Genomic DNA, 20,511 nt, shown 5'->3' with positions numbered 1-20,511 from the left:
CATCCTTATTACACGTTGACCGCATCGGCGGAGGTAAGATCCGCGTCGGCATCGACATTGCGGGCCTGCGCCTGGTAGAGCTTGTAGTAGGCGCCTTCGCGCGCCAGCAACTCATCGTGGTTGCCAACCTCCACGATCCGTCCGCGATCCATTACCACCAGTCGGTCTGCCTTGCGCAGCGTGGACAGGCGGTGGGCGATGGCGATGGTGGTGCGGCCTTGCACCAGGTTATCCAGCGCCTTCTGGATTTCCTTCTCCGTCGTCGTATCCACCGACGAGGTGGCCTCGTCCATGATCAGGATGCGCGGGTTGATCAGCAGCGCGCGAGCGATGGAGATACGCTGGCGCTCGCCGCCGGACAGCGCCTGCCCGCGCTCGCCCACGAGAGAGTCGTAGCCGTGCGGCAGGCGCAGGATGAACTCGTGCGCATGGGCGGCGCGCGCCGCGGCGATGATCTCTTCGCGCGAAGCACCCGGCTTGCCGTAGGCAATGTTCTCGGCAATCGTGCCAAAGAACAGGAACGGTTCCTGCAGCACCAGCCCGATATGGCTGCGGAACTCCGAGACCGGCAGCGAGCGGATATCGACGCCGTCCAGCCGGATCGCGCCTTCGGAGACGTCGTAGAAGCGGCAGATCAGGTTGACCAGCGTGCTCTTGCCCGACCCGCTGTGCCCCACCAGGCCAATCATCTCGCCCGGCGCGATCGACAGGTTGAGCCCGCGGATCACGGCACGGTTGCCATAGCGGAAGCCCAGGTCGCGCAGCTCGATGGCGCCCTCGACACGCTCCAGGTGCACCGGCCGCGTGGGTTCCGGCACGCTCGAGACGTGATCGAGGATATCGAAGATGCGCTTGGCGCCCGCGGCGGCCTTCTGCGTGACAGAGACGATGCGGCTCATCGAATCCAGGCGTGTATAGAAGCGGCTGATATAGGTGAGGAAGGCCACCAGTACGCCGACCGTGATCGCGTTGTGCGAGACCTGCCAGATACCGAAGATCCACACCACCAGCAAGCCGATCTCGGTCAGCAGCGTGACGGTCGGGGTGAAGAGCGACCACACCGCGTTGACCCGGTCATTGATCGCCAGGTTGTGCCGGTTAGCTTCGCGGAAGCGCTCCACTTCGCGCTTTTCCTGCGCGAAGGCCTTGACCACGCGGATGCCCGGGATGGTATCGGCCAGCACGTTGGTGATCTCCGACCAGATCCGGTCGATCTTCTCGAAGCCGTGGCGCAGCCGGTCGCGCACCAGGTGAATCATCCATGCGATGAACGGCAGCGGCACCAGGGTCACCAGCGCCAGCCACGGGTTGATCGAAATCAGGATGGCCGCCGTCATGACGATCATCAGCACGTCGGTAGCGAAATCCAGTAGATGTAGCGACAGAAACACGCAGATGCGATCACTTTCCGAGCCGATACGGGCCATCAGGTCGCCCGTGCGCTTGCCGCCGAAGTACTCCAGCGACAGGCGCAGCAGGTGCTCGTAGGTGGTCGTGCGCAGGTCCGCGCCGATGCGCTCGGACACCCGCGCCAGCAGATAGGTGCGAGCCCAGCCAAGGCTCCATGCCACCAGCGCCGCACCCAGCAGCCCGGCCAGGTACAGCTTGACCCGGTCGTAATCGATGGGCAGCCCGTTCTGGTAGGGAATCAGCACGTTGTCCATCAACGGCATGGTCAGGTACGGCGGCACCAGCGTCGCGGCGGTGGACAGCAGCGTCAGCAGGAAACCGGCCAGCAACTGGAAGCGGTACGGCCGGGCAAACCGCCACAGGCGCAATAGTGCCCAGGTCGACGGCGGCGTTTCCAGGTCACGGCTGCATTGTGGGCACTGGTCGTCGTCCGGGGGCAGCGGGGCCTTGCAGGTCGGGCAGACCGCTTCGGCATCCAGATCCAGCTGGCCGGCCCGGCCCGAGGCCGACAGGTCGCGCTGCGCGTGGAACTGGTCGATCAGGCGCAACGCGGCCGGATTGTGGCCCAGCGTATAGCGCCAACTGGCCAGCAATCGCCCGTTGTCTTGCAACTCCAGCGTGCCAACCCCCGCATGATCGGCGTGATGCAGCGATAATCCGGGCTGGATCGCCCATTCCTGCCAGTCTTTTTGCCCCGGCATGCGCGCCAGCAAGCGACGATCCGTCACAAGTACCCAGCCTTGGGTAAAATGCAGCTTTGCGTCAAGGTCGACTTCGAGCCAGGCAAGCACGGCTTCGCCAGCTTGCAGGCGGGTGCCGAGTTCGTTACGCCACGGCTCGTTGTGGGCGTCGCTGTCAATCACGGGCAAGGAAGGTTGGGTCATCGTTGATACGGCATGCTGCGTCCTTGGGCTATGGACATAACTTGAAACAATTTAGCGCGGGCGCGCCCTGGCGGCCCGCCGATTTGCCCGCAGTATACATAAGGCCAAACACACGGGCGTCCCTGATGCACTGCACAATCGCTTTTTAATCAAGAAAGTCAACCGGCTGACCGTTGTAACGTTACTGAAAGGTTAGGCTTCTATTTCTCGGGCACTCGCCCACTGCCTCAAGCTAAATCAATGAAAAAGAAGGACATTGAGATTTTCGATGTCATGTCGCTGCGCGGCCCGAATATGTGGACATATCGGCCTGTGCTGGAGGCGTGGGTCGATATCGGGGAACTGGAGGATTTTCCCTCCAACAAGATTCCGGGGTTCTACGAGCGCCTGTCGGCATGGCTGCCCTCGCTGGTCGAGCATCGCTGCAGTATCGGCGAGCGCGGCGGCTTCCTGCAGCGGCTCAAGGACGGCACGTGGCCTGGCCACATCCTGGAACACGTCACGCTTGAGCTGCAGAACCTCGCGGGCATGCCCGGCGGCTTCGGCAAGGCGCGCGAGACCCCGATCCGGGGTGTCTACAAGGTGATCGTGCGGGCCTGGCACGAGGATGTCACCCGTGCCGCCCTGTTCGCCGCCCGCGACCTGGTGATGGCCGCCATCGAAGACCGCCCCTATGACGTCCAGGAGACGGTGGATCACCTTCGCCGCCTGGTGGACAAGCACTGCCTGGGCCCGAGCACTGCCTGCATCGTCGACGCAGCCGACGACCGCGACATCCCGGCGCTGCGCCTGTCCGAGGGCAACCTGGTGCAACTCGGCTATGGCAGCCGCCAGCGCCGCATCTGGACCGCAGAGACCGACCGCACCGCCGCCATTGCCGAGAGCATCTCGCGCGACAAGGACCTGACCAAGAGCCTGCTGGAATCCTGCGGCGTGCCCGTGCCCGAAGGCCGGCTGGTGGAAAGCGCCGCCGACGCCTGGGACGCCGCCGAGGACATCGGCCTGCCGGTGGTGGTCAAGCCCTACGACGGCAACCACGGCCGCGGCGTGTTCACCAACCTGACCACGCGCGAAGAAGTCGAGACCGCCTACGGCGTCGCCATCGATGAAGGCAGCGGCGTCATCGTCGAGCGCTTTGTGCTGGGCAATGAACACCGCCTGCTGGTGGTGGGCGGCCGCCTGGTGGCCGCCGCCATGGGCGAAACCGCCAGCGTGACCGGCGACGGCAAGTCAACCATCGACGAGCTGATCGAATCGCAGATCAATTCCGACCCGCGCCGCGGCAGCACCGAAGACCACCCGCTCAACAAGGTAAGGCTGGATTCGGCCGCGCGCCTGGAACTCAAGCGCCAGGGCTTTGACGCCACTTCCGTACCGCCCGAGGGCAAGCATGTGCTGATCCAGCGCAACGGCAATGTGGCCTTCGACGTGACCGACCGCGTGCACCCGAGCGTGGCCGCGCATGCCTCGCTGGCCGCCCGCATCGTGGGCCTGGACATCGCCGGCGTCGACCTGGTGGCGCAGGACATTTCGCGCCCGCTCGCCGAGCAGCGCGGCGCCATTGTCGAGGTCAATGCCGGCCCCGGCCTGCTGATGCACCTGAAGCCCTCCAACGGTGAAGCCCGCCCGGTGGGCCGTGCCGTGGTGGATCACCTGTTCCCGGCTGGCGAAGGCGACGACAACGGCCGCATACCCGTGGTCGGCATCACCGGCACCAACGGCAAGACCGTGGTGGCCAAGCTGGTCGCGCGCCTGCTGCAGCTCTCGGGCAAGCACACCGGCCTGGCTTGCAGCGACGGCCTCTACCTGGACCGCCGCCAGGTGCAGGGCGGCGACCGCGCCAACTGGGACGCAGCCCGCCGCATCCTGATGAATCGCGCGGTGGATGCCGCCGTGATCGAGAACGACAGCGGCGCAATCTTGTCCGAAGGCCTCGCCTACGACCGTTGCCAGGTCGGCGTAGTGACCAATATCGATGTACCCGACCACCTTGGCCAGTATTACGTCGAGGAAGTCGAGAAGATGTACAGCGTGCTGCGCACCCAGGTCGACGTGGTGCTGGACGGCGGCGTGGCGGTGCTCAACGCGCGCGACCCGCTGGTCGTGGAGATGGCGGAGCTGTGCGATGGCGACGTGATCTTCTTCGGCATGACGGCCGACCTGCCCGCCATTGCCGCGCATCGCGCGGCGGGCCGCCGCGCGGTCTACGTGCGCGACGGCAAGGTGGTGCTCGCCACCGGCAGCCGCGAGGTGCCGCTGGCCGATGTCGCCGCGATCCCCCTCACCTATGCGGGCCGCGTGGCCTTCCAGGTCGAGAACGTGCTGGCGGCCGTGGCCACCGGCTGGGCGCTGGGCATCTCCAACGACCTGATCCGTGCTGGCGTGGTGACATTCGATGTAGGCCAGGTGGATGTGCCAGGACGCTTCACGCTGTTCGAGCGCAACGGCGCCATCGTGGTGGTCGACGACGCCCACAATGCGCCCGCGCTGGAAGCGCTGGTGGCATCGCTGGAACGCTTCCCGAGCGAGCGTCGCGTGGTCGTGTACGGCGCCGGCGCGCCGCGCCGCGACGAAGACATGGTCAAGCAAGGCAAGGTGCTGGGCGCCGCGTTCGACCGCGTCTTCCTGTGCGAAGACACTTCCGTCAAGCGCGCGCTGCCGGACGCCGAGGCACGCGCGCTGCTCAAGCAGGGCCTGTATGAAGGCCGCCGCGTGACCAAGATCATCGACGAGGGCTCGCGCCGCCAGGCGATCGAGGCCGCGCTCGCGCAAGTGGTGGCCGGCGACCTGCTGGTCCTGCAATGCGATGAGGCAACGACCCTGCCGACGATCGACCTGGTGCACCAGTGGATGGGCCAACCGGGCCGCCGCGCCTGATCCGCAAGGAAACTGATTTCATGGAAGTCTCACGTATCCGGGCCCTGCGTGGCCCTAACCTGTGGTGCCGCCACACCGCCATCGAAGCCATCGTTTCTTGCTCCGACGAGGCCCACACGCTGGCACAGCTGCCCGGTTTTGAAGAGCGCCTGCGCGCGCGCTTTCCCGAGGTAGGCCCGCTGCGGCCCGATGACAACGAAGGCGTGGTGTCGCTGGCGCACGCGCTCGAATGCGCGGCCATGCGCCTGCAAGCGGAGGCCGGCTGCCCGGTCAGCTTCAGCCGCACCGCACCCACCGTCGAACCCGGCACCTACCAGGTGGTGGTGCAGTACAGCGAGGAAGAAGTCGGCAAGCTGGCGATGGAACTGGCCGCCGCGCTGTGCCGCGCCGCACGCGACGACATGCCGTTCGACCTGGCCGATGCGCTGCATCGCCTGCGCGAGTTCGACGAAGACGTGCGCCTGGGGCCGAGCACCGGCTCCATCGTCCATGCGGGCGTGGCGCGCGGCATTCCGTATCGCCGCCTGACGCAAGGCAGCATGGTCCAGTTCGGCTGGGGCAGCAAGCAACGCCGCATCCAGGCCGCCGAAACAGACATGACCAGCGCGGTCTCGGAATCGATCGCGCAAGACAAGGAACTCACCAAGAAGCTGCTGCACGCCGCCGGCGTGCCGGTGCCGATGGGCCGCTCCGTCTCGGACCCCGACGAAGCCTGGGCCGCCGCGCAGGAAATCGGTGCGCCGGTGGTGGTCAAGCCGCGCGACGGCAATCAGGGCAAAGGCGTGGCGGTGCGCATCCGCACCCGCGAGGAAGTCATCGCCGCCTATGAAGTCGCCGCCGAGATCAGCTCCGACGTGATCGTCGAGCGCTATATTCCCGGCCACGATTTCCGCCTGCTGGTGGTGGGCAACCACCTGGTCGCCGCGGCCCGACGCGATCCGCCCCAGGTCACCGGCGATGGCAAGCACACCGTGCGCCAACTGGTCGAGGAAGTGAATCGCGACCCGCGCCGCGGCGAGGGACACGCCACCTCGCTGACCAAGATCCGCTTTGACGATATCGCGCTGGCCACGCTGGCCAAGCAGAATCTCACCGCGGATGCGGTGCCGCCCAAGGGCACCCGCGTGGTGCTGCGCAATAACGCTAACCTGTCCACCGGTGGCAGCGCGACGGACGTCACCGACGATGTGCACCCGGACATGGCAGCCCGCGCCGTGGCGGCCGCGCGCATGGTTGGCCTGGACATCTGCGGCGTCGACGCGGTCTGCGAGACCGTGCTCAAGCCGTTCGAGGAACAAGCCGGCGGCATTGTCGAAGTCAATGCCGCACCGGGCCTGCGCATGCACCTGCAACCCTCCTACGGCAAGGGCCGTGCCGTGGGCGAGGCCATCATCTCCACGATGTTCGGCGACGGCGACGATGGCCGCATCCCCGTGGTGGCGGTATCCGGCACCAACGGCAAGACCACCACGGTCCGCCTGATTGCCCACCTGCTGGCCGGCAGCGGCCTGCGCATCGGCATGACCGGCACCGACGGTGTCTACGTCAAGGGCGAGCGCATCGATACCGGCGACTGCAGCGGCCCGCGCAGCGCCCGCAATGTGCTGATGCACCCCGACGTGGACGCCGCCGTGTTCGAGACCGCGCGCGGCGGCCTGCTGCGCGAAGGCCTGGCCTTCGACCGCTGCGACGTGGCGGTGGTCACCAATGTGGGCGAAGGCGATCACCTCGGGCTGTCCTTTATCAGCACTGTGGAAGACCTCGCCGTGCTGAAAAGCGTCATCGTGCAGAACGTGGCACCGCACGGCATGGCCGTGCTCAATGCCGCGGACCCCATGGTGGTACGCATGGCCGACGCCTGCCCGGGCGCCGTGACGTTCTTCGCGGCCGACCTCAACAACCCCGTGATGGCCACGCACTGCGCGCAGGGCAAGCGCGTGGTGTACGTCGAGGATGGCCATATCGTGGCCGCCGAAGGCGAGAACCAGGTGCGCATCGCGCTGTCGAGCATTCCGCTGACGCGCGGCGGCTCGATCGGCTTCCAGGTCGAGAACGCCATGTCCGCCACCGCGGCAGCGTGGGCGCTGGGCATCGACTGGGAAGTGATCCGCCGCGGCCTGGCGACCTTCGTCAACGATGCAGCCACCGCCCCCGGCCGCTTCAACGTGTTCGACTACAAGGGCGCGACGCTGATCGCCGACTACGGCCACAACCCGGATGCGATCCAGGCGCTGTGCAACGCCATCGAGAGCATGCCGGCCGAGCGCCGTTCGGTGGTGATCAGCGGCGCCGGCGACCGCCGCGACGTCGATATCCGCCGCCAGACGGAGATCCTTGGCGATGTGTTCGACGAAGTGATCCTGTATCAGGACCAGTGCCAGCGCGGACGCGAGGACGGCGAAGTGCTGGCCCTGCTGCGCGAAGGCCTGGAGGGCGCGAAGCGCGCCAGCGCGGTGGAAGAGATCCGTGGGGAGTTCCTTGCTATCGATACCGCGTTGTCGCATTTGCAGCCGGGGGATCTTTGCTTGATTTTGGTGGATCAGGTGGAGGAGGCGCTGGCGCATATTGAGCAGAGGATTGCTCAGGGGTGAGTTGGGTAGCCTTGCGGTAAACAAGAAAGCCAGCCTCATCGGCTGGCTTTCTTGCTTTCGGATTTTGATTGGCGTTGATGTCTTGTACCCAAGAACCGTACGACATCGCTGTGCGGGGTTGGTCGCTGTTTCTTTAAGCGGCGTTGGTTTTTGGACCCAAGGGCCATACGACATCCCCCTACGGGGGATGCCGGTCACTCTTCTTTGCGTCGGCAAAGAAGACTAACGAGAAGAAAGCCGACCCTGCCGGGAGCAGAGCAATCAGGCTTATGTGGGGCTGTGGTTGCGTCGTACGGCCCGGAGTGTTGGCTGGCCTTTGCCATACCGGCGCAAAGGTCATCGTAATTACATGACACTATGGTCACGTGGCGGTGCCCCTGATCGCTTTGCTCGGTGAGCATTCGACCATCTGCCGTTACCGGCACAGACCATCACGACACATCGCCCGTCAATGGTTTCGTGGTGGGGCGGGCGCGGTGGTGAAGGTCTTGGGCATATCAATCCGGTGCCACCGCGCCCACGACGGAACCGGTGCGCTTGCAATTTCGTGGCCGGCCACGCCGCGAGCGACAGACGGCTTGAAGCAAGTGATGTCCGCTACCGGGGGGCTCACCACGTATCCCGGAGGCTGGCAGCGTCGTGGCCGGTCAAACCGGTACCGGCAGATGCGTGCAGAACCGCTGGCCCTACGACGAAACCAGCGCCCTGCGCACCCGCGATTGCTCTGCCCCCGGCAGGGTCGGCTTTCTTCTCGTTAGTCTTCTTTGCCGACGTGTATAGACCGGGGACATGGGTGACACATGTGCGAGGACATGGTTGACACATTTTAAGCGGCATTCGGGTCGTTTAGGTCGATGCTTCCGAAGCGATGATGTGCGAAGTAAAGGGCGTATTTGCCGCTGTGTCTGGCGTCAGGCCGCAGCGCCACGTGCAGCTTGGCTAGGGCATTCGAAACCTTGAAGCGACGTCCCTGGAAACAGAGCTCGCCGTGCCATTTGACCTGCACTACGGTGTCGTCAGGGCCGTATTCGATGGGCGGCAACTGCTCCGGATATGGCCTCGGGCTGGGCCGATACCGCGTGACGGGCGTCGCCAGGCCAAGGGCTTCGTGAGGTCGCTGCTGGTTGTAGACATCGCGCCAGCGATCGAATGCGCGCTGCGCATAACGGCAGGAAGCAAAGTCGTTGCCGGTGAGCACCTCGGCCTTAAAGGTGCGGTGGAACCGCTCATCCTTGCCATTGGTTTGTGGGTGCGCGGGGCGGCTATGGCTCAGGCGTACGCCCAGGCGAATCAACCAGATCGCCAGGGCCGTGAGCTGGCCGGGTTGGGAAGGGCTGCCCCAGGGCGCACCGTTGTCGGCGTTGATGCGCAGCGGCAGCCCATAACGACGGAAAGCCTCGCGCAGATGGCGCTGCACCACTGCAGTCTGGGTTCTGGTGCAGGCCGTGAGCAGGATATTGAAGCGGGAATGGTCGTCCAGCACTGTCAGCGGGTAACACGGCACGCCGTCTCGGGTGGCAAACCAGCCTTTGTAGTCCATTTGCCAGAGATGGTTGGGCTCGGGATGCTCGAAACGCTGCCATGCCACCGATTTGGCGGAGGCCTCCGGGGTAATTAGCCCGTGGCGATGCAGGATCGAGGTGACAGTGCTGGGAGCCGGCGCCTCGGTATGCCCCAGGTCCTGCAAGCGGCGGCTGATCTTGCGCCCGCCCCAGGCAGGATGCTGCTGGCGAAGCGCGATCACGGCCTGTTCAAGGTCGGCGTGGGTCTGTTCCGGGCTGCGACTGGGCCGCCGAGAGCGGTCGACCAGACCGGCCTCGCCTTGCTCGGCATAGCGCGCGAGCCATTTGTAGGCGGTCTGGGGACTGATGCTGAAACGCCGGCATAACTCGCGGCGATTGCTGCCCTCTTGCTGGGCCAGAAGGATGAATTCTTGACGAAGGCTCATGGTGTCGCGCGTGCTCCAAGGCATGGTCGGATTCCGGGCAGATTCATTGCCCGAAAGTGTCAACCATGTCCTCGCACACCCGTCACCTATGTCCCCGGTCTATACACCGACGCAAAGAAGAGTGACCGGCAGCCCCCGCAGGGGGATGTCGTATGGCTTTTGGGTGCAAGCGCCATCACCGCTCAAACAAACAGCGACCAACCCCGCAGGGGGATGTCGTACGGCATTTGGGTCCAAAAACCACCGCCGCCCAAATCCCCCCCTCCCCCCCCTAATGCCTCCCCGGCAACGACAGCCTCCTCTCCAACAACCGCTGCACATGCGCCAGCGCCGTACTAAGCATCCAATAAATAGCAGCCACGGCAAGATAAAGCGGCAACGGCTGGTAGGTCGCGGCAATCACCTCCTGCGCCGTGCGCAGCAGCTCGGTCACCGTGATCACAGACACCAGCGAGGTGTCCTTGATCAGGCTGATCAGGCTGTTCGACAGGCTCGGCACCGCCAGCCGCAGCGCCTGGGGGCCGACCACGTAGCGCAAGGTCTGGCCTTGCGTCAGGCCCAGGCTGTAAGCCGCCAGCCACTGCCCGCGCGGGATGCCGAGGATGGCGCCGCGCATGCTCTCCGAGAGATACGCCCCTACGTTCAGGCTCAGCGTCAACACGCCCGCCGGGGTGGGTTCCAGCGCGATGCCGATGCCGGGCAAGCCGTAATACACCACGAAGATCTGCACCAGCAGCGGCGTGCCGCGCATGATGCTGACGTAGGTCCGCGCGATGGCCTTCGGCACGGCCTGGTGGCTGATGCCCATCAACGCCACCACGGTGCCGATCACCAGCCCGAAGATCATCGACAGCAGCGCGAACTTGATGGTCAGCAGCATGCCCTGCAGCAGCACGGGCAGCGATGCGGCAACGAGTTGGAGAGCGGACATGGAAAGCCCTGGCGAAAGGCGTGCCCGCGCTTATCTGGCCGGCTTGGTCACGTCGCTGCCAAACCACTTCGCCGAAAGCTTGCCGAGGCTGCCGTCCTTGCGCATCTCGTCGAGCGCGCGGTCGATGGCCTGTGCAAACTTCGGATTGTCCTTGCGAAAGGGGATCGCCACCTCGGAATTGCCGCCTTCCACAATCGCGCCGGGCCGCAGCGGCAGGTTTGACGTCTTGATCAGGTAACCGATCATCAGGCGGTCGTTCAGCGCGGCATCCACCCGCTGCGCTGCCAGGTCGCGCAGATATTCGGGCGCACCCGGATAGGTCTTGACGTCGATGCCGGCGACCGACTTGGCCAGTTCGTTGTAGTTGCTACCCAGGCTCACGCCGAGCTTCTTGCCTTTCAGGTCCTCGAGGGACTTGAACTGCCGGTTGTCATCCTTGCGCTGGATCAGCTGCGCCGCCGAATACACGTAAGGCGTGGAGAAATCCAGCACCTGCTTGCGTTGCGGCGTTACCGCGACCTGGTTGACGATCATGTCGAACTTGCCGGCCTGCAGCCCGGCAATGATGCCGCTCCACTCGGTGGTGACAAACTCCGGCTTGACACCCAGCTTGGCCGCCACGCCCTTGGCCACATCGACGTCGAAGCCTTCCAGCTGGTTATTGCTGCCCCGGTAGTTGAACGGCGGATAGGTGCCTTCCAGCCCGATCTTGAGCACGCCGGCCTGCTTTACGGTGTCGAGCAGGTCGGCGGCCTGCGCGGCGGCACCGGCCGCCAGCAGCGAAACGGCGAACAGGGCGTTGAGACAGCCAGTACGAAGCGATCGCATATGTTCTCCAGTCAGCACAGCCGACGCGGACGGCGTCCGCAACGGTCCGGCAAGCGTCAACCCGGCGTTGGTCCGCCAAGCGAGCAAGCCGGCTTTTAGCCTAGCGCAATTTCGCGTCGAACAGCAATAACGATTCGCCCTGCCCTGCCCGGCTTACTGGAACGCCTTGTCGTTGGGATGGGCGTAGAGATCTTTCATGTCGGCCGACAGCGGATAGTTCAGGTTGATGTTGCGCGGCGGAATCGGCGACTGGAACCACTTCTTGTACAACTGCTCGGCACGGCCGCTGGTCATCAGGTCGGCGATCACGCCGTCGGCCAGTGCCTTGAACGACGGATCGTCCTTGCGGAACATGCAGGCGTAGTTCTCGGTCTGCAGCGGCGTGCCGACCACGGTCCAGTCATTGGCGCTCTTGGCCTTGGTCAGTTCGCCGTAGAGCAACGGCTCGTCCATCACGAAGGCCACCGCGCGCCCTGTCTCCAGGATCAGGAAGGACTGCCCGTGGTCCTTGGCGCTGATCAGGTTCATGTTCATGGCCTTCTCGCCATTCATCTTGACCAGCAGGCGCTCATCCGTGGTGCCAGCGGTGGTCACCACGTTGCGGTCCTTGAGATCCGGGAAGTCTTTCACGCCCGAATCCTTCCTGGTCAGCATGCGCAGCCCGTAGACGAACAGGCTGTTGGAAAACGCTACCTGCTTTTGCCGCTCCAGGTTGTTGGTGGTGGTGCCGCACTCGATGTCGATGGTGCCGTTCTGCATCAGCGAAATGCGATTCTGCGACGTGATCGGCACCAGCTTGATCTCGAGCTTGGGGTTTTGCACTTGCGCCTTCACCTTGTCGACGATCTGCAGCAGGATCTCGTGCGAGTAGCCCATCACATCGCGTCCGTTGGTATAGGAGAACGGGATGGAGGACTCGCGATAGCCCAGCGAGATCACGCCGGTTTCCTTGATCTTGCGCAGCGTATCGCCGTCGGCAGCGTGCGCGTTGCTGACAGTGCCCGCGGTGCCAGCCAGCATGGCAACCGCCAGCAGGCAGCGGGAAAATCGGTTGGAGTGGACCTGCGATTTCATATCGTTTTCTCCTTGGGTGGAAATGGCTCGAAGTACTGCCTGGTCGTGAAGCGGTGTTTCTCAGCGGTAATGCAAACGAAAAAACTGCCCCGTAACGCTGCCTATCAAGCCAGCATCGCGGCGAAATCCGTGTCATCGATGGCCGGCTTGCGCCCGGCCAGGCCATCGGCCAGCAAGCCCGCGCTGCCCATGGCCAGCGTGAAGCCAAGCGCGCCGTGGCCGATGTTGAGCCACAAGCCGCGCAAGCTCGACCGGCCCACCATCGGCAGGCCGGTCGGCGTGGCCGGGCGCAGGCCCGCCCAGGGCTGCAACTGCTCCGGCGCCATGCCCGGCGCCATGTCGCCAAACAGTGCGCGGGTCTCAAAGGCCAGCGTGGCGATGCGAGCACGGTCGACGACGGTATCCGCGCGCACCAGGTCGGCCATCCCCGCCACGCGCAAGGTGTTGCCGATGCGGGCATAGACGATCTTGCGCGCGAAATCGGTGACGCTGATGTGCGGCGCGCTCTCGCCATCGCTAATCGGCACCGTGATGCTGTAGCCCTTGAGCGGCCACAGCGGTGCCCGCACGCCCAGGGGCTTGAGCAAGGCCACGCTGCCGATGCCGCCTGCCACCACCACGGCATCCGCCCGCTCGATGCCGGCATCGGTACGCACGCCGGTCACGCGATCGCCTGCGCGCTCGATGCCTATCACGCCGGTGCCAAAGCGCAGCGACACGCCAGGACGGTCATGCAGCAACTGTGCCAACGCCAGGCAGAAACGATGGCAATCGGCCACTTCCTCGCTCGGCGTGTGAATCGCCCCGGCAATCTCGCCGCGGATGCCGGCCAACGCCGGCTCCAGCGCCACGCACGCGTCGCCGTCCAGCGCCTGCTGCTCGCAGCCCAGGCTGGCCTGGTAATCGAGCAGGCGGCAAGCGGCATCGAAACTGGCCGCGTCGCGGTGCACAATCAGCTTGCCGCGCCGGGCAAAGCCGAAGTCCACCGGCTGGCTGTCGACAAAGGCCTGCATCAGGTCGCGGGAGTAGAAGGCCAGCCGCAGCAGCTTGCGCGTGGTGGCCTCGCTGGCGGAGGCATTGCAAGCCCGTGCAAACGCTGCCAGCCAGCGCCACTGCGCCGGGTCACCCGATGGGCGGAAGCGCATCGGCGAATCGGAGCGCAGCAGCCACCCGGGTACCTTGGCCAGCACGCCCGGCCCGGCGAGCGGCGCCACATAGCTATAGCTGAGCTGCCCGCCGTTGGCGAAGCTGGTTTCCTCGCCCGGGCCGTCGCGCCGCTCCAGCACGGTCACCTCGTGCCCGTCGCCCGCCAGCCGCCACGCCGTGCTCATCCCGATCACGCCCGCCCCCACGATCACAACCTTCATTACCCGCCTCGTTGATCCGCTCTCTTTCGACCCGACACAGGGTAGACCACGCAGCGCGCCTTGCCCAATGCGAATACGTGCAAGAATATGTCTTTAGGCTATGGGTGCCGCTTTGCTGCGGCGCCCTCCCTTGCCACATGCGATTGCGTCAGATCGAAGTCTTTCGCGCTGTCATGCTGACCGGCACCGTCAGCGAGGCCGCGCGCCTGCTGCACGTCTCCCAGCCGGTGGTCACGCGCGTGCTGCAGCATGCCGAGGCCACGCTCGGCTTCCGTTTGTTCGACCGGGTAAAAGGCAGGCTGCAGGCCACGCCGGAGGCCGGCGCGCTGTACGGCGATGTCGAGCGGCTATATGGCGAGATCGAGCGGGTGCGCCGAGTCTCCGAAAGCCTGCGCCACAAAGGCGCCGGCCGCCTGCGCGTGGCGGCCACGCCCAGCCTGGCCAATCCGCTGCTGGTGCCAGCCGTACGCCGCTTTTGCGCGCGCCATCCCGACACCCAGGTGCAGGTACTGACCCACCACACCGACGAGATCGTGCAAGGGCTGCTGGCTAACCAGATCGACCTGGGCTTCGCCTTCTCGCCGCCGCGCCACGAAGCCATCACCAGCGAACCGGTAGCTGGCGGCCAGATGCTGCTGGCGGTACCGCGCGGCGAGCCGCTGGCGGCCCGCGGCCGGCGGGCCGACGTGCCGATGCACAAGCTGGTTGAGCGTCCCTTCATCGCCTACGACGACAACAGCTCGCTTGGGCTGCTGGTACGCCAGACGCTGGCGCGCAATGCGCTCGAGCCGCGCTCCACGCTGGAAGTCCAGACCTATTCGCTGGCGCTGGCCCTGGTCGATGCCGGCCTGGGCCTTACCTTGCTCGACCAGTACACCGCGCTGGGCGCAAACCCGGAGCGTGTTTCGTTGCACGAGGTCAAGCCCGCATTGCCTTTCGAGATCCAGCTGCTGCGCGCCAGCCACCGTGGCAGTTCCAGCCTGGCCGACGCGATGCGCGAACAGTTTGCCGCCGCCGCACGGGAGCTGGCGGCTGCGCTGCCGCAGCGGCTGGAAGCGCCGGCGGTCAGTTTTGAGCATGCACCTAGATGAAACGTCCCGCAGCCCTTGCAGAATTTGACAGTACCGTGCGCCGTGCACCATCATCAAAGCGCCTGAACGGTGCTTTCACCAACCTATGTTCGCCCTAATCCTGCTTCTCCTCATCCTGATCAGCGCCTTCTTCTCGATTTCCGAGATCGCGCTGACCGCATCGCGCCGCACCAAGCTGCAGACACTGTCCGAGCGTGGCGACCGCCGCGCCACCAAGATCATGCTGCTCAAGGAGGAGCCGGGCAACTTCTTCACCATCGTGCAGATCGGCGTCAACAGCGTGGCCATCCTGGCCGGTATCGTCGGCGAGAAGCATGTCTCCGACCTGATGCAGACGGCGCTGCTGCCCTACCTGGACGTGGTCACCACCCAGCGCATCGCCAATGTCGGCTCCTTCCTGATCGTCACCCTGCTCTTTATCCAGTTCGCCGACCTGATCCCCAAGCGCATCGCCATGACGTTTCCCGAAGCCTGCGCGCTGGCGGTGATCGGGCCGATGCTCACGCTCATCAAGATCTTCAAGCCACTGGTCTACGTCTTCAACGGTGCCGCCAATGCCACGCTGCATCTGTTCGGCGTGCCTACCAAGCACATCGACCAGATCACCTCCGAGGACATCGCCGCCATGGTCGATGCCGGGGCGGAGGCCGGCGTGCTCCACAAGCACGAGATCCACCTGATCGAAAACGTGTTCGAGCTGGACGCGAAAAGCGTCACCGCGGTGATGACCCCGCGCGACGACGTGGTCTACATCGGCCTGGACGAATCACCCGACAGCCTGCGGCGCAAGCTGGTCAACTATCCACACGCGCAATATCCGGTGTGCGGGCACAACCTCGACGACGTGCTGGGCTACATCGATTCGAAGGACATCCTGCAGCTGTTCCTTGCCGACGATTCCACCGGCGTGATCGGCAACATCGGCAATATCGGCAAGCACCACGACAAGAACGTGCTGGTGATCCCGGACACGCTGACGCTCACCGAATCGCTCACGCGCTTTCGCGAGATGCACCAGAACTTTGCGGTGGTCATGAACGAGTACGGGCTGGTAGTGGGCATCGTCACGCTGGACGATATCGTCGGCGCGCTGATGGGCAACATCATTTACTCCAACGAGGATGAACAGATCGTGCGGCGCGACGAAAGCTCGTGGCTGGTCGACGGCGTCACGCCGCTAGTGGACCTGAAGAAGGCGCTGGAGCTCGACGAGCTGCCCGGCGAGGATTACGTCGACACCGCCGCCGGGCTCGTCATCTACACGCTCAAGCGGATCCCGAAGAAATCGGAAGCGATCGAGGCTGCGGGATTCCGCTTTGAAGTGCTGGACATCGACCATCACAAGATCGATCAGTTGCTGGTTTCGCGGCTGCCGTCGGCGCAGCCATTCCAGCCGTGAGCGCGCGGCGATACCGCTCAACCGTGCCGGGCAGCTGGAACACCACGATCCACGTGCCAACCACCACCACCGCTGCGGCGGCAACCGCGCCCAGGCGCAGCGGCGCCAGGCGTTCCGGTGCATGCAAGGTGGCATAGGCGGTGCCCAGCAGCACGATCCAGGCAAAGCCGAGCGCGCAGCCCGCCAGCACGTCGGACAGCCAGTGCATGCCAAGGTAGAGCCGCGACAGGCAGATCAGCGTCACCACCACCGCCGTCAGCGCCACCACCGGCATCCGTACCCGCCAAGGCTGGCGCAGGCACAGCAGGAAGGCCAGGAAGCCATAGGTCACCATGCTGCTGGTGGCGTGGCCACTGGGAAACGAGAACGACTCCAGGCCGCCGTAGATGCTGGCCGGCCGGCTGCGCTCAAGGGCAAGCTTGAGTACCATCACGCAGGCGCGCGCCCCAACCAGCGCCCCCACCCAGTAAGCTGCCGCCACCCAGGCACGGCGCCACGCCAGCCAGGCAAAGACCGCCACGCCCACCGCCACGGACACCCGCGCGCCGCCCAGCTCGGTCAGCGCCACCATGGCCGTATCCAGCCAGCCATGCTGCCACGCGCGAAGCTGCGCGAACACCGCCTGATCCACCTGCACCAGCGGCGCGCCTTCGGCGATGGATTCACCCAGCCACAGCAACACGGCCGCGCAAGCCAGCAACAACACACCGCCTGCCGCCAGCAAGAGCAGCTCGACGATGTCGCGCTCCAGCATGCTGGCCACGCGCGGCCACGGCTGCGTGTCGCGCGCACGCAGCGCATCGCGGCCACGCAAGCGCGCGGCATCGAGCCTGCGCACCAGCGGGCGGATCACCAGCAGCAAGCCGCGCACCACACAGAGCAGCAACAACACGAACAAAGCGAGAAGGCCCACCACGCCCAGCGCGGTTGCCGGTGTGAGCCAGGACGCGCCAGCCGGCTGAACGGCCGCGAGCGCTTGAACGGGAGCAGCCACCATCGGCTCAGCCCCCCGCCGCCATGCGCGCGATATTGGCGCGCGCCGGCGCTTCGCAATCGGCAAAGGCTGGCGTGAGGAACAAGTGTGGCCGCTGCGCCATTGCCTGCAGGAACGCGATCCGCCGCTGCATGAATGCCGCGTACAGAACATCGCCAGACAGGCCAGTGCGATTGGCCAGCAGCGCCTTGTTCTCTTCGAACACAGCGACAGTCCAGGCGTCGAATTCCGCGTCCGGCGCAGCCAGCCGGGACAGATCCAGATCCAGCACCACTTCGGACTCCGGCACCGATGCACGATGCCCACAGGTATCCATCACGATGCGCGCGGCCAGCGCTGTCACCGCCGCATCGACCCCGCTCACCATGGTCTCGATCAACGCGGCCGACGCCGCTTCGTTGTGCTCGCAGCCCGGCACGTAGACCGCATCGTGGAACAACACGGCAAGCGCCTGCGCGGGCATGAGCGCAATGCCGCGCGCCTGCGCCAGCGCGAACATCTCCAGCACATGGCGGCGATCGTGGTAATGCCGGTAAGGCGCGTCGTAGCAGGCCAGCACCTGCAACACCGTCGCGCGCGGCAAGAAGTCCAGGCAAGCCAGCGCGGCCGGCCAATCCGGCGCGAAACGCGCTTGCGTGCCCTGCGGCGTATCCACGCTTTCGCCAAACACATTCAGCGGACGCACCCACAACCGGGAGCGGTCCCGCATCGACTCGTACACCACCACCTGCGACAGGTCAGACTCGATCACGCCGAGGCCAACGATGGCATAGGCGCCGCCCTTGTAATGGCGATAGGGCATGCCGTGGAGATAGTCGGAGGACCCCTCTGCGCCGGGCAAGGCGTGCGGGGAAGGCGGGCAAGAAGACTGTGTCATGAGCGGCTGTTCAAATCGGAGCAGCGTCATGATAGTGCATTGGCCACGCGGGGCCGCTTGCGGGCCCCGCGCGGTTGCGCAGGGTTGACTGCGTGGTTGGCTACGCGTTGGCTACATTACTTGCGATGCGTGCGCTGACGCATCGCGCCAGGTTCAGCCATCTTCGGGTCCTTGAGAGACATCTCCTGCACCTCGCTCTCCTTGCTGTGCCGTTTCTCAATGCGGATGTTCGGGGATGGCCGCTTCGAATTGGAGTGAGCGTTCCGGCTCATGCCTTACCTCCATTCTGGTCGACGTGGCGGTTGCCACTTAACCAATATAGAGGTCTGGCGGCAGGTTGCCATGCCCGGCGCGCTTCGCAGGCGCCACCATCGTCATTGATTGCGCCGCTCGCCCCGATCCCGCATCTCGACACCGGTCGGGATGGGCAGGTGGGCGGGCGCAAGGCAAGGTTGGCGTACCGGCGAAAAGGATCCGGCGAGCCCGAAGGCTCCCTGCCCAGGCCCGCCCAATGAAAGCAGGCAGAGGCATAACGGAAGTAAAAAATCGCCCGATGGCGACTGTCCGCCTTTTCGTTCGGGACGCCAATCCCGGCCTCTGTGGTTGCGGCGATGAGCAGAGTATATCTGCGTGGACTGGCAGGCTCGGCGCGCAACTTGCCAGCCATAGCGCCGGCAACACGAACGCACCCCAAAAGCAAAAGCCCCACGGCTCTGTGAAGAATCGTGGGGCTTTGCGTACTGCTGGCGGAGAGGGTGGGATTCGAACCCACGGTAGGCTCGCACCTACGCCTGATTTCGAGTCAGGTACATTCGACCACTCTGCCACCTCTCCGGTAACTGGGTCGCTTGTCGCGAAGAACAAGATTATAGAGGAAATCTTGTTTCCACTGCAAGCCCCTCGCGTGAAAATTTACGCCTCGGGCTCCAGGCGCGTCAGGCCGCCCAGATACGGCTGCAATGCGGCGGGCACCGTCAGCGAGCCGTCAGCGTTCTGGTAGTTCTCCAGGATCGCCACCAGCGTGCGGCCAACCGCCAGGCCGGAGCCATTGAGCGTATGCAGCAGTTCCGGCTTGCCCTGGCCTGCGCGGAAGCGGGCCTGCATGCGGCGGGCCTGGAAGTCGCCCATGTTCGAGCAGGAGCTGATCTCGCGGTAAGTGCCCTGCGCGGGGATCCACACTTCGAGGTCATAGGTCTTGGTGCTGCCGAAGCCCATGTCGCCAGTGCATAGCACCATGGTGCGGAACGGCAGGTCCAGCTTCTTCAGGATGGCTTCGGCGTGGCCGGTGAGCTGCTCGAGCGCGTCGAACGAATGCTCGGGCTGCACCACCTGGACGAGTTCGACCTTGTCGAACTGATGCTGGCGGATCATGCCGCGCGTGTCGCGGCCGTAGGAGCCGGCTTCCGAGCGGAAGCAAGGCGTGTGGGCAACGAAGCGCAGCGGCAGCTTGTCGCCGGCCACGATGGCGTCGCGCACGATGTTGGTCAGCGGCACTTCGGCCGTGGGGATCAGGTAGAAGTTCTCGGTGCGCTCGCCACCCTCGCTGTTCTCGCCACCGACCTTGCGCGGCACCTTGAACAGGTCTTCCTCGAACTTGGGCAGTTGGCCGGTGCCGCGCATCGAGGCGGCATTGACGATGTAAGGCACGTACATCTCGGTGTAGCCGTGCTCGATCGTGTGGGTGTCCAGCATCAGTTGCACCAGCGCGCGATGCATGCGTGCGATGCCACCGCGCAGCATGGCGAAGCGCGAGCCCGTGACCTTGCTCGCGGTATCGAAATCCAGCCCGAGCCGCTCGCCCACGTCGACGTGGTCCTTGACCTCGAAGTCGAAGCTGCGCGGCGTGCCGACGCGGCGCACCTCCACATTGCCGGTCTCGTCCCGGCCCACCGGCACGCTTTCGTGCGGCAGGTTGGGGATGGCTTCCATGATCTCGGCGAGCTGGGCCTGGATTTCTTCCAGGCGCGCGGCCGAGGCCTTGAGCGCGTCGCCGATGCCGCCGACTTCGGCCATCACCGCCGAGGCGTCTTCGCCCTTGCCCTTGAGCATGCCGATCTGCTTGGAGAGGCTGTTGCGGCGCGCCTGCAACTCCTCGGTCCGGGTCTGCAGTTGCTTGCGCTCGGCTTCGAGTGCCTGGAAGGCCGCTACGTCGAGTTGGAATCCGCGCGTGGCAAGGCGTTGCGCCACGGCGTCGATGTCTTTGCGGAACAGCTGGATGTCTAGCATGTTGCGTGTGAGGG

At 65.2% G+C, this 20,511-nt stretch carries 13 protein-coding genes, 1 tRNA gene and 1 pseudogene; 4 read left to right on the top strand and 11 right to left on the bottom strand.

Annotated features, from left to right (window positions below):
* Positions 1-8: 8 nt before the first annotated feature.
* Positions 9-2,294, bottom strand: coding sequence for a cyanophycin metabolism-associated ABC transporter (locus F7R26_RS04585; protein WP_150992207.1), 2,286 nt, complete (start codon positions 2,292-2,294; stop codon positions 9-11).
* Between the two features lie 240 nt (positions 2,295-2,534).
* Between F7R26_RS04585 and cphA (F7R26_RS04580) the strand changes: the two genes are divergently transcribed.
* Together cphA (F7R26_RS04580) and cphA (F7R26_RS04575) are read left to right on the top strand one after the other, a co-directional pair.
* Positions 2,535-5,171: a cyanophycin synthetase gene (cphA, locus tag F7R26_RS04580; RefSeq protein ID WP_150992209.1), complete on the top strand. Its 2,637-nt coding sequence runs from the start codon at positions 2,535-2,537 to the stop codon at positions 5,169-5,171.
* 20 nt (positions 5,172-5,191) lie between these two features.
* Entirely contained in the window at positions 5,192-7,762 is a 2,571-nt protein-coding gene (gene cphA, locus F7R26_RS04575; RefSeq protein WP_150992211.1) for a cyanophycin synthetase, read from the top strand.
* 826 nt (positions 7,763-8,588) lie between these two features.
* Here cphA (F7R26_RS04575) and F7R26_RS04570 read toward each other — a convergent pair.
* The 5 genes from F7R26_RS04570 to F7R26_RS04550 form a co-directional block, all read right to left on the bottom strand.
* A complete protein-coding gene (locus F7R26_RS04570) occupies positions 8,589-9,734 on the bottom strand; it encodes an IS481 family transposase (protein ID WP_193692081.1) in 1,146 nt (381 codons plus the stop codon).
* Positions 9,735-9,981: 247 nt separating this feature from the next.
* Complete coding sequence (locus tag F7R26_RS04565; RefSeq protein ID WP_150992593.1) at positions 9,982-10,641, bottom strand: amino acid ABC transporter permease; 660 nt, start codon at positions 10,639-10,641, stop codon at positions 9,982-9,984.
* Positions 10,642-10,671: 30 nt separating this feature from the next.
* A complete protein-coding gene (locus tag F7R26_RS04560) occupies positions 10,672-11,469 on the bottom strand; it encodes a transporter substrate-binding domain-containing protein (protein WP_150992595.1) in 798 nt (265 codons plus the stop codon).
* A 153-nt stretch (positions 11,470-11,622) separates the two neighbouring features.
* Positions 11,623-12,543 (bottom strand): glutamate/aspartate ABC transporter substrate-binding protein, encoded by a 921-nt coding sequence (locus F7R26_RS04555; protein ID WP_150992597.1) that lies wholly within the window; start codon positions 12,541-12,543, stop codon positions 11,623-11,625.
* Positions 12,544-12,647: 104 nt separating this feature from the next.
* The gene (locus tag F7R26_RS04550; RefSeq protein WP_150992599.1) at positions 12,648-13,910 is read right to left on the bottom strand and encodes a D-amino acid dehydrogenase; all 1,263 of its coding nucleotides are present in this window, start codon (positions 13,908-13,910) and stop codon (positions 12,648-12,650) included.
* 137 nt (positions 13,911-14,047) lie between these two features.
* Here F7R26_RS04550 and F7R26_RS04545 point away from each other — a divergent pair, with 137 nt between their 5' ends.
* Positions 14,048-15,001, top strand: coding sequence for a LysR family transcriptional regulator (locus F7R26_RS04545; RefSeq protein WP_150992601.1), 954 nt, complete (start codon positions 14,048-14,050; stop codon positions 14,999-15,001).
* Between the two features lie 85 nt (positions 15,002-15,086).
* The gene (paeA, locus tag F7R26_RS04540; RefSeq protein WP_150992602.1) at positions 15,087-16,400 is read left to right on the top strand and encodes a polyamine export protein PaeA; all 1,314 of its coding nucleotides are present in this window, start codon (positions 15,087-15,089) and stop codon (positions 16,398-16,400) included.
* 157 nt (positions 16,401-16,557) lie between these two features.
* On the opposite strand, the pseudogene F7R26_RS41580 reads toward paeA, so the two are convergent.
* The 5 genes and pseudogenes from F7R26_RS41580 to serS form a co-directional block, all read right to left on the bottom strand.
* Positions 16,558-16,971, bottom strand: a pseudogene (locus tag F7R26_RS41580) (phosphatase PAP2 family protein); the annotation flags it as partial.
* Positions 16,972-17,401: 430 nt separating this feature from the next.
* The gene (locus F7R26_RS04530) at positions 17,402-18,271 is read right to left on the bottom strand and encodes a DUF1653 domain-containing protein (protein ID WP_150992604.1); all 870 of its coding nucleotides are present in this window, start codon (positions 18,269-18,271) and stop codon (positions 17,402-17,404) included.
* Positions 18,272-18,387: 116 nt separating this feature from the next.
* Positions 18,388-18,543, bottom strand: a complete 156-nt coding sequence (locus F7R26_RS04525) for a hypothetical protein (protein WP_174423244.1) — start codon at positions 18,541-18,543, stop codon at positions 18,388-18,390.
* 472 nt (positions 18,544-19,015) lie between these two features.
* Positions 19,016-19,105, bottom strand: a tRNA-Ser gene (locus F7R26_RS04520).
* A 78-nt stretch (positions 19,106-19,183) separates the two neighbouring features.
* Complete coding sequence (gene serS, locus F7R26_RS04515) at positions 19,184-20,497, bottom strand: serine--tRNA ligase (RefSeq protein WP_043351360.1); 1,314 nt, start codon at positions 20,495-20,497, stop codon at positions 19,184-19,186.
* Between the last annotated feature and the right edge of the window lie 14 nt (positions 20,498-20,511).

It is taken from the genome of Cupriavidus basilensis (genome assembly GCF_008801925.2).
Lineage (GTDB): Bacteria > Pseudomonadota > Gammaproteobacteria > Burkholderiales > Burkholderiaceae > Cupriavidus > Cupriavidus basilensis.
This window is presented reverse-complemented; position numbering and strand designations above follow the sequence as displayed.